Source organism: Bacillus sp. AFS023182 (assembly GCF_002560575.1).
Taxonomy (GTDB): Bacteria; Bacillota; Bacilli; order Bacillales; family Bacillaceae_G; genus Bacillus_A; species Bacillus_A arachidis.
Map to the genome: position 1 here is coordinate 1 of NZ_NTRO01000016.1, position 8,994 is coordinate 8,994.

An 8,994-nucleotide genomic window follows, 5' to 3' on the forward strand; every position below is an offset into this window, starting at 1 on the left:
TGTGAGCAAAGTCCCTTTATATTAAAATTAAGGGACTTTTTTAAATTTTTACATACTTGAGGTTCCATCACATCAACATCAAGTTAATAATCTTGAAGTCCCCAAAAAACGTAAAACTTATTTTATCATACTTGTCTATGAGAGTTAAGCTCACTTTTATAAATCATGTATATATGTATTATTGATAAAGAGGTGAAAAAATGGGAAAGAAGAGAATACTATTTTTATTTTTAGGTTTTTTGATTCTTTTTGTTGTATTTTTGTATTCAAAAGGATACAGCGACAAATACATACAATGGGGTGATACGGTAGAATCTGTTGATACAAATATACTTGAAAAAAATGATATTCCATATAAAGTTAAAAACAACAAAGTATATATCCCTGAAGATGCTTTTAACAAGGCGATAATGTGTTGTTCTTAGTCCCTACACATTGAAGAGTCCTAAAATTAATAGGATTCTTTTTTTCTTTTCTCGAATGTAAACTTTTACATATTTGTTTACATTCATTTCCCCTTAAATATTGACTTTACAACAAATCCCTTGATATCCTCAAAATACACAACAAAAGTATACATTCAAAACACTGTAAATAAAGGGATGGTAGAGTTCCTGAACAACAAATAAGACGCTAGGCCGATCATAGCAGTGCCTACGATAATTGCTATTGGTTTAATCATTATGCTAAATATTTTTTCCTTCTTCAAGGCATGCTAACTTTTCCAACAGATCATAATAACTACCATAAGCATCTATTGTTCCTTTACTTGCTCCTACTGTCAAAGCACCTTTAGGGTCTTGCTCTATCCACTTCCTGCTAGCTTCATCCATAATGTATCCAAGCTGATGTGTATTGTTAGCAATAAATCGTTGTATTTCGTCCACCATTCATCGTCCTTCCTATTTCAATATCCATTTTATCTACTAAAAAGAGCACCCATTTCCGTGAGCGCTCTTTAAAGGATTATGAGAATCCCCATTAACGAAAGTTAAGGTTACTAAAGTTAATAAGGTACAAGCAGTATATGCTTGTCCTATTCAAAAGGTGAAAAACAAAAAGACATCTTATACAGATTCCTTTTCGAAAACGTAGGGGTAACGCTAAAACACAGCAACGCCATGAAGTTAATATCATTTTATGTTCGATATTCTCTAATATGCATAATGTTCATTATCAGTAGTCAACAATGTAGCGGTACCCCTATATGCTCATATTTTACAATTGTTATGAAAAATAAATACCTTAAATAGCGCTTCTTTTTATTTAGGGAAGTAACCAGCGGGAATAAAGAAATCTTTCTTTACTAATCTATGCTTAAACATTTTAAAGCATAATTATATGATATTATGAAAAAGAACATTCCCCTACAAAAGGAATGTTCTTTTTTTCGATTCATTTGCACAACAACTTGAATCTTATTTTCTTTCAAATGTGGAAATTCATACTATCATATTTTCCCTCTGTTTAAAAGAACGATACCCTCATACCATGTTTTTTATAGTTATTTTTGGTACCCGTTATTTTTTATAAAAAACAAAGAAACTTACAAAATTATGTCATCACTACATCCTCTTTCAAGTGAAAACTAATATGATATAACCGAGAATGTCCAAGCACATTCTATTATTTTTTATAAGATATATCATATAAGGAGGTGTATTCTCTTATGGTATCCGCATGTATTTATCAAGAGGGAGATGCTTACTTTTTAATTGTTAAATTCAACGATAAAATCATTTTTAGAGTTTCTCTATCACCAGAATTTTATTCATTACTAGTATTCTTAGGATTTCCAATATGTAGTTAATAGTTATCTATCAACCAACTAACTAATACTGATTGATAATTTTAAACAAACAAATAGGACAAGTTAACAGATCAAAAAAACAGAATTTCCACTCATTTGATTAGTAAATTTTTTTCTTGTGTCAAAAAAAAGCGAAGACAACAAATCCTGTCATGTCTTCGCCTTTTTATTTCGAGTCGCTTACAAATAAGGTAACAATAAGTTTTGAGAATCCCTTAAAATATAAAAACGTTAAAATGTGCGTGCTACCCCAATAAAAAGTTTATAGACTCTATAAAAAATAAACATACTTGCAAAATAAAAGTCGTCTTTTATTTTGTGTTACAATTTATATGGATTACTAGGAATTTTCTTTTCTTTTTGTATCTGTAGTATTAACTGTTTTTTCTTTTCTTCAATCAATACAATCTTTTTTAAAGTTAACAATGAAGCTATTTGTAGTAAAACATAATATATTTTCAAATCAAAACTACTATTTGCAATAATATGATCCATTCCTTATGATAAACCTCCCTATTTTATAAACAAAAAATTACTCAGTTCTAATTGTAATTATATATTATCAATATTAGGTATAGGTTTCTATTCAAAATATATACTTCACTAATTACCATAACCCCACTTATTGAAGTGGATGATATAAACTATTAAATTCTCAAAAAAATTGGGTTCTTTTAACTTACGAAAGGAAGTATTTAGCATCAAGAAGTATGTATCCTATGAAAGTTAAGAGAAGAACAAGAGTAAAAATGATTGTTTTTTGCTTTTTACTTCTATTTTTAAACCATCCCCATCTTTTACTCTCATCTTCTAACCAAAAGTAATCAACCACAAGAAATAACAGAATAATTAAGAAATAGAAAAAGATCTTCAGTATAAACATCTCCTTTATTATCCATAGATACACACATTTCTTTTTACTTCCATTTTATAAAAAAGATAAACTTTTTTGTTTTTCTGCTATTCAAAACAACTTGTTAAAAAGAGTAAAATACAACAAATATTAAACCTTGTGTCTTACCATCTCTTCCACCAAGGTTTTTTAGCTTCTTGATAAATTTCTTCAATCTTTTTATCAAAAGCTATATCTCTCTCTGAAATATATTCAATCATTTTTTGCATATCTTCAATTTGTTGATCTTTTTCTTTTTCCCTTTTTTGAGATTCCAATAACTGTTTTTTTATTTCAACTTCAGTTTCTTCAGATGCTTGCAACTTAGAAATTATGATTTGATTTTGTTCTTCAATTTGTTCTATTTGCTTTTGAAATGAATTTGCTAATTTCTGAATCTCATATCGCATTTTGTGCGAAATCAAATCATCTTTTGATTCCTTATTTATCAATGGTTGCACGCTTTGTATCGGTGATTTTTGCTTCTGTCTTCGTATCACTGCTACGGAAGCCGCCATATCAAGGTTTACTCCAGCTTCTTTTCTAGCTTGAATCAAATCTCTAAACGTTAACTCATCTATATCGGTAAAAATCCTTGTGTTATTTTCATTTTTTCGAAAAACATACCCTGCTTTCTCAAGAGATTGGGCATATTTCCTAACTGTACTTTCAGCAATTCCAAATGTTTTAGCAATATCATGACTTTTTAATTCCTTAGGGATTCCCTCTAACAATTCAATTTCTGTATCGCCCGTATCGGCCATCGCTACCACCTCTTTCTATTTTTATAAGCGATATATCGGCGATATAATATAAATAAAAAACACTTAAAATAAACATAACAAAAAATAAACAAGAATACATAAAAAAATTTAGACAAATTAAGCATATACTCGTCTTTTTTTAACATCAACATATACTATGATTTAAAACAATCATAATCAAATTTATACATGGTTGATATAGCGAGGATCCCTAAAATCCCCGCTATATCAACCATGTATAAAATCTTGCATGTCGACTTTACATAAAAAAGAGAAAAGAACCTAATAAACACAAGGATTCCACCTTGTATTTGCTACCGATAATCATACGTTATGTTAACCTTACATGGATTTTTATTCATCGCCATTTTCATATTTTAAAAGGACAACTTGTACCCATTTTTTAGGGGGAGAGAGAGCAATCATAACCTAAAACGCAAAGTAAGTTACAGAACATATTAGATAAATAGAAGGAGCTTCTAATAAATAAAGGCTCCTTCTGTGTACATGTTCACACACGTATTATTCTATATGAGCAAATTTAACTTTATTTGGATCTACCTTTGCATTTATAACTTTGACCTTTACTGAATAGGTAGCTTCTTCTAGAGAATTTATAGGGGCTGAAAATGGTTGAAAAGCTGAATGCTTATGATTAGGGATAGTGGCACTTGTTACATATGATAGATCACCTATTAAATTATAAAACTCAAATACTACACGGCTTGGTTCTTGTTCATTAGATGAACTTACATCAGCAATCCCAATAAAAGTATTAAAATAAGGGTAGTATCTTATTGAATCCCCATCATAAAGCCAAAACTCACTTTCATTTATGGATGATTTTTCATTGTTAATTTGAGCAGAAACTGTATTCTGCACAGGACTATGAAATGCACTAAAAACTAGAAATCCTATACTCATTACCGGAATAAGAATTCTTTTTTTCATTTCAACTACTCCTTTAATTACATTTTTTAACAATTTTATAGTAATCATTTCCCTCTAAAGTGTAAATGGTTATTTTTTATTGGAATAGTCAAAAGTGCTGTGACGATAATGTGGCGTTATGTTAACCGAGCATGTATGGAATATACATTAATTAAGCAAAAGAAAAAATCATCCCGAAGAATGACAAGGTCTATTATCTACTTACTGTACTCCAACCGCTGAAAAAGTAGCTAGACCATGAATCATAGAAATGAACATAATAAGTACCACCCACCATGTTGGTAAATGTTACATATCCATCAGATCCAACAACCTTTGTAGATGTCGAATTACCAGTACTAACACTAGTTAAATTTACAGAGATAGCGGGTCCACATTGAGATACAGACATTGAGTCTTTCTTAAAGCTACTCCAATTCACTCTAGAACATGAGTTAATTTTGACTGTTACAGTACGTCCTGATGAAACATAAATAGATTGTGAACTTTCGATATTATCAGTTTCAAAATAAACAGAAGAAGATGCTGCACTTGCTGATTCACTAAATCCGAACAATACAACCATTGACAACATTAACGATCCTACTACCAATAACATTTTCTTCATGAAAATCCCTCCTCTAAGTATTAACGTACTTAAATATTTTATATGTAAATAAGTAAAAATGTAATATTTTCCCTTAAATTAGAATAATCGAAATATTGAAATGAATAACCACCTTTGTTCAATTAACCTATAGCTAATATTAAATAAACAAGATACATTAACTTCCGCTAACGTGAATTATGTCAATGAGCTGTCCATATGGGCCGCTTATTTTTTTGTTTTAATCTTATCTTTTTATTTACTGTAAATCGAGCAAAGCGACAACCGTTTTCGGAAAAGGTTGTAGGGATCCCCTACCAAGTCAAAAACATCGTTTTTCGGGTATGTGATCACATACCCGTAGCTTGCCCACTCCCTTTGTTTGGATCTTGCCCTTTGGTCTTCCATTGCTTTTTGTTTGGAGTGCGGGCTCGTCGTGTGGGGGCGAGACCCCACGGTTTGAAACGTAACGTCATAACGGATAAGAACGAATCCAGGACGAATGATCTTGGCGGTTCGGCTCGTATACTTGCTAGCCCAAGCCGAGAACCATTGCATTGCTTTTTGTCCTTCGGCTTGGCGAGAAAAGCACACGAGCCGAAAAAAGTTTTGCCAGGATGGAGCAAAGCGAAAAAGGTGGAGATTTTTGAGCGTTGTTTGCTCAAAAATACTACCTGTTCCTTGCGGAACTTTTAGCCCTAAATATAAGAGTGAGATAGTAATAGTTAGAAAAATATAAGTTAAACCAATTATATCAACAGTTCTTACTTTTAGTTAGCGTATCAAATTTGATACGGTACCGTATCAAATTTGATACGGTCCTGTTGTAAATTAATGGAGAAAATAAACAAAAAAAGAGTCGCAAAAGCAACTCTAAAATAATTTAACAGGTAATTTTTTTAAAACCTTATGTTTACTCATTACATTTTTAAATTGTAAAATCAAATGTTCCGAAACATCATCTTTACTACCAGAAATGATAATGTTTGGATTTACAAATAAAACATAATCCTTAGCTTGATGATTATCCTTAAAATCACCTGATATCGATTTGGATATAATTCCTTTTTTTATCAAAGAATTAACTATTCTACTTATCTTGGGCCTAGATGTTTGTAACATCTCTGAGATTGTTACAATAGTTAATGCACAAGGAACTTTTTTCTTAACATCATCTACAATTGCATTTGAATGCATACTAACGTTACATTGCATATCAGTTAAAAAAACTTTTTCTTCACTAGTAAAATATTTTTCATCCCTTAAAAACTTCCAATTCTCTTGTATAAATTGAGCAAACCTCACTTTCGACTGAGGGCTTCTCTTAGTGCCTATGTAAAGTTCTTTACCAGTAGCTTTGGCCATAATTTCCATAGCTTGTTCTAATTCAGCTTTAGAAACCTCGTTATGATCTTGCTCAAATTTTTTATTTTCAATCTCCAAATCTCTTTTTCTAGCATTTTTTTCGGCTTGTCCAAAATCTACAACTTTTGTCATAAAATAATTCGCTCCCTTTTGTGGAAGGAATCAACTTTTATATGTTAGAATGTATATACAGTATATAATTGGTTGATTCCAACCTGTTTATGAAAAACCGCCTGTCCGCCAAGACAAAGGGCGGTTTTTCTGTTTTTATCATAACATGAAATCTATTGTTAAATAAAACCACTCTTAAACTCTTCTAAAACATTTTTAATCAGTTAAGGTAATTCTACCCCCATCGAAGAAAATAAAAGCCGTATAAACAAATATGGAGGGATTAAAACTATACTTGTAGCTAATCTATTCTTAAAAGCATCTATCCAAAAATACATTAAAGTATCTTTTTTAACGTTCGAAATCAATTGATTGCTCTTTTCTTCAACTTTTTATAAGCTTGTTTGAACTCTTTGACTCATGTTATAAATCCTGTATTCTCGTTTAATCTGGCTGGATCGATGCCGGGATTCCCATGAATGTTTTCTCTGTTATTATGGCTTAATAAACTTTAGTGAGATTGATTAAATGAAATAGAGAACAACATAAAGTACCACCACTTCCCCTAAATTAATTGATACCATAAGTCTAGCAAAGCGACGAAATGGAGTCAATTAACGTAACCCTATACGTATTTTGACGCTGACGCATCAAAATCGATAGGGGTCTGCGACGCTTTTTCGGCTTCGCCGAGCCATACCCAGCATGGCAAAAACAAGCCTTGGGCTTTGCCCAAACCCACTGGGGAACTCTTCCCCAGGCCCCATCCATCGAACACCCCAACCCCTCAATCCTTGAGGGGCTCCCTCGCCGGTAGGCAGGTCAAAACAATGGTTTTGACAATGCCGAGAGGGTTCGGGTGTAGTGAAGTTGTCAATCCCTTTCCGCTCCTTATCCTCCCTTCGGTCCGGTACCGCTCCAAGACATTGACAACTGCCATGCGAAATCCTTTATTACTCATATGAGTTAACCAAAATATTTGTATAAGGGTGACCCCTCCACTTTTGTTTTGCGATAAACTTTTGACCAGATAACCATCCCAAAGATAAAGGCTCAAACTCGCAAAAAATCTTGCCGTCGCAAGCATAAGTAAGCGAAAATGAGCCAGTTGTTTCAACTTTTTAAATTAATTAATTAACGCTATAAAGGTAGCAATAAAAACTACATATGTTCCCATTAAACCAATTGATATTTTAGTTAATTTGGTTTTAAGAGAAAAACCTTCTTTTACTCCAAATTTAAACAAACTTACTATAAAAGTTGCAATTGATAAAAATAAAGATACCATGGCAATAAATACCGTCACCGTTGCAATCTGTTCCACCAAAATAACCTCCTTTAATGGTTTCAACTTCAAAATAATAAAAGCATTGATTAAGGTAATTACCACTAATACTTGGCTTATTCGATACGCGTAAATATCTCTTTCACTTAGTTCCAAATGCCAAGCATCAACTATGCCTGAAAGTAAATCCATTATTGTTTTGAATGACAAATCTGTTTGTTTCAATACCTCAATCAATTCATTGCCATATCGTCTTCTCCAACGCTTAGGATACATATAGACAAGCCACTTCATACTAGACCAAGCCTTTTCAAACCAAGTGATGTTACTTTTTGAATTTCCTTTATTTGTTCAGTTAAATATATCTGTCCTTCCTCTGTTAGTTTGTAAGGCTTTTTACGGTCTTGTGATTCAAGAACCTCTATATACCCTGCTTTTTCCAAACGTGAAATAGCTCCATATAATGTGCCTGGCCCTAATTTAACATCATAATTTTTTTCAATATCCTCCATAATTGCATAACCATGACGATTTTCCTCAGCAAGACTTATCAAAATAAATAATGTAGGTTCTGAAAATTTATTTTTTCCAACCACTCTATCACCTCTTTTAAATATTATTACGTTTCGCGTTATATCGTGTAACGTAATAATAAATTATTACTGAAATGAAGTCAATAAAAAAAGCCATGTTAGTGCTACCCCTATAACAAGTTTCTTGCGAGTACACCAAGTACCCCTGTTACCAATGCGCTTACGATCAATCGTAAAATCCATGTAGTATTCGCACTGATTTTATCTAATTGTTTATTAATAGTTAAAACATCCCTTTCAGCTACTAGTATTCTTGCTTCTAAATTTTTCACATCATGTTGAATAGCTTTTAAATCTAGATTCATTTGATTAACATCTTTTTCTAGTTCCTCCAATTGTGTCATATAACATACTTCTCCTTTACAATTAATTCTTAATACATTATATGTATATAAAAATAAATGGTTATAGTATAAAAAAGAGCAAGTTACACTTGCACATACAACATCTCCTAAAAAAAATTAAATACTAATCAATATGATTTACCAAAAATAAACAAGTCTTGATCAATTATTCTATAAAATCTTTTTCTCTCTATTTTTAAGTATGAGACAAAAAATTAGATAAAACAAAAAAGCCTTACCTCTGTAGGCAAGACTCCACTAGTGTAGACAGTCTTTACATAACAATTAAGAAA

10 protein-coding genes are annotated in these 8,994 nt (G+C 31.7%); 1 reads left to right on the forward strand and 9 read right to left on the reverse strand.

What is annotated here, in order from left to right; genetic code table 11:
- Positions 1 to 200: 200 nt before the first annotated feature.
- A complete protein-coding gene (locus CN288_RS07960; RefSeq protein ID WP_098302082.1) occupies positions 201 to 425 on the forward strand; it encodes a hypothetical protein in 225 nt (74 codons plus the stop codon).
- 261 nt (positions 426 to 686) lie between these two features.
- On the opposite strand, the gene CN288_RS07965 is transcribed toward CN288_RS07960, so the two are convergent.
- The 9 genes from CN288_RS07965 to CN288_RS08015 all read right to left on the reverse strand — a co-directional run bounded on the left by CN288_RS07965 (position 687) and on the right by CN288_RS08015 (position 8,701).
- Positions 687 to 890 carry a hypothetical protein gene (locus CN288_RS07965; RefSeq protein WP_098302083.1) on the reverse strand — a complete coding sequence of 68 codons (204 nt, stop codon included), beginning with the start codon at positions 888 to 890 and terminating at the stop codon, positions 687 to 689.
- Between the two features lie 1,241 nt (positions 891 to 2,131).
- Positions 2,132 to 2,305 (reverse strand): hypothetical protein, encoded by a 174-nt coding sequence (locus CN288_RS28675; RefSeq protein ID WP_176527658.1) that lies wholly within the window; start codon positions 2,303 to 2,305, stop codon positions 2,132 to 2,134.
- Positions 2,306 to 2,827: 522 nt separating this feature from the next.
- Positions 2,828 to 3,436 carry a hypothetical protein gene (locus CN288_RS07975; RefSeq protein WP_255259956.1) on the reverse strand — a complete coding sequence of 203 codons (609 nt, stop codon included), beginning with the start codon at positions 3,434 to 3,436 and terminating at the stop codon, positions 2,828 to 2,830.
- A 552-nt stretch (positions 3,437 to 3,988) separates the two neighbouring features.
- On the reverse strand, positions 3,989 to 4,417 hold the full coding sequence (locus CN288_RS07980) for a hypothetical protein (RefSeq protein WP_098302085.1): 429 nt from the start codon (positions 4,415 to 4,417) through the stop codon (positions 3,989 to 3,991).
- 193 nt (positions 4,418 to 4,610) lie between these two features.
- A complete protein-coding gene (locus CN288_RS07985; RefSeq protein ID WP_098302086.1) occupies positions 4,611 to 5,024 on the reverse strand; it encodes a hypothetical protein in 414 nt (137 codons plus the stop codon).
- Positions 5,025 to 5,876: 852 nt separating this feature from the next.
- On the reverse strand, positions 5,877 to 6,500 hold the full coding sequence (locus CN288_RS07995) for a helix-turn-helix domain-containing protein (RefSeq protein ID WP_098302087.1): 624 nt from the start codon (positions 6,498 to 6,500) through the stop codon (positions 5,877 to 5,879).
- 1,105 nt (positions 6,501 to 7,605) lie between these two features.
- Complete coding sequence (locus tag CN288_RS08005) at positions 7,606 to 8,058, reverse strand: hypothetical protein (RefSeq protein ID WP_098302088.1); 453 nt, start codon at positions 8,056 to 8,058, stop codon at positions 7,606 to 7,608.
- Positions 8,055 to 8,360, reverse strand: coding sequence for a PadR family transcriptional regulator (locus CN288_RS08010; protein ID WP_098302089.1), 306 nt, complete (start codon positions 8,358 to 8,360; stop codon positions 8,055 to 8,057). Before CN288_RS08010 ends, CN288_RS08005 begins: the two co-directional genes overlap by 4 nt.
- Before the next feature lie 107 nt (positions 8,361 to 8,467).
- Entirely contained in the window at positions 8,468 to 8,701 is a 234-nt protein-coding gene (locus CN288_RS08015) for a hemolysin XhlA family protein (protein WP_026593405.1), read from the reverse strand.
- Between the last annotated feature and the right edge of the window lie 293 nt (positions 8,702 to 8,994).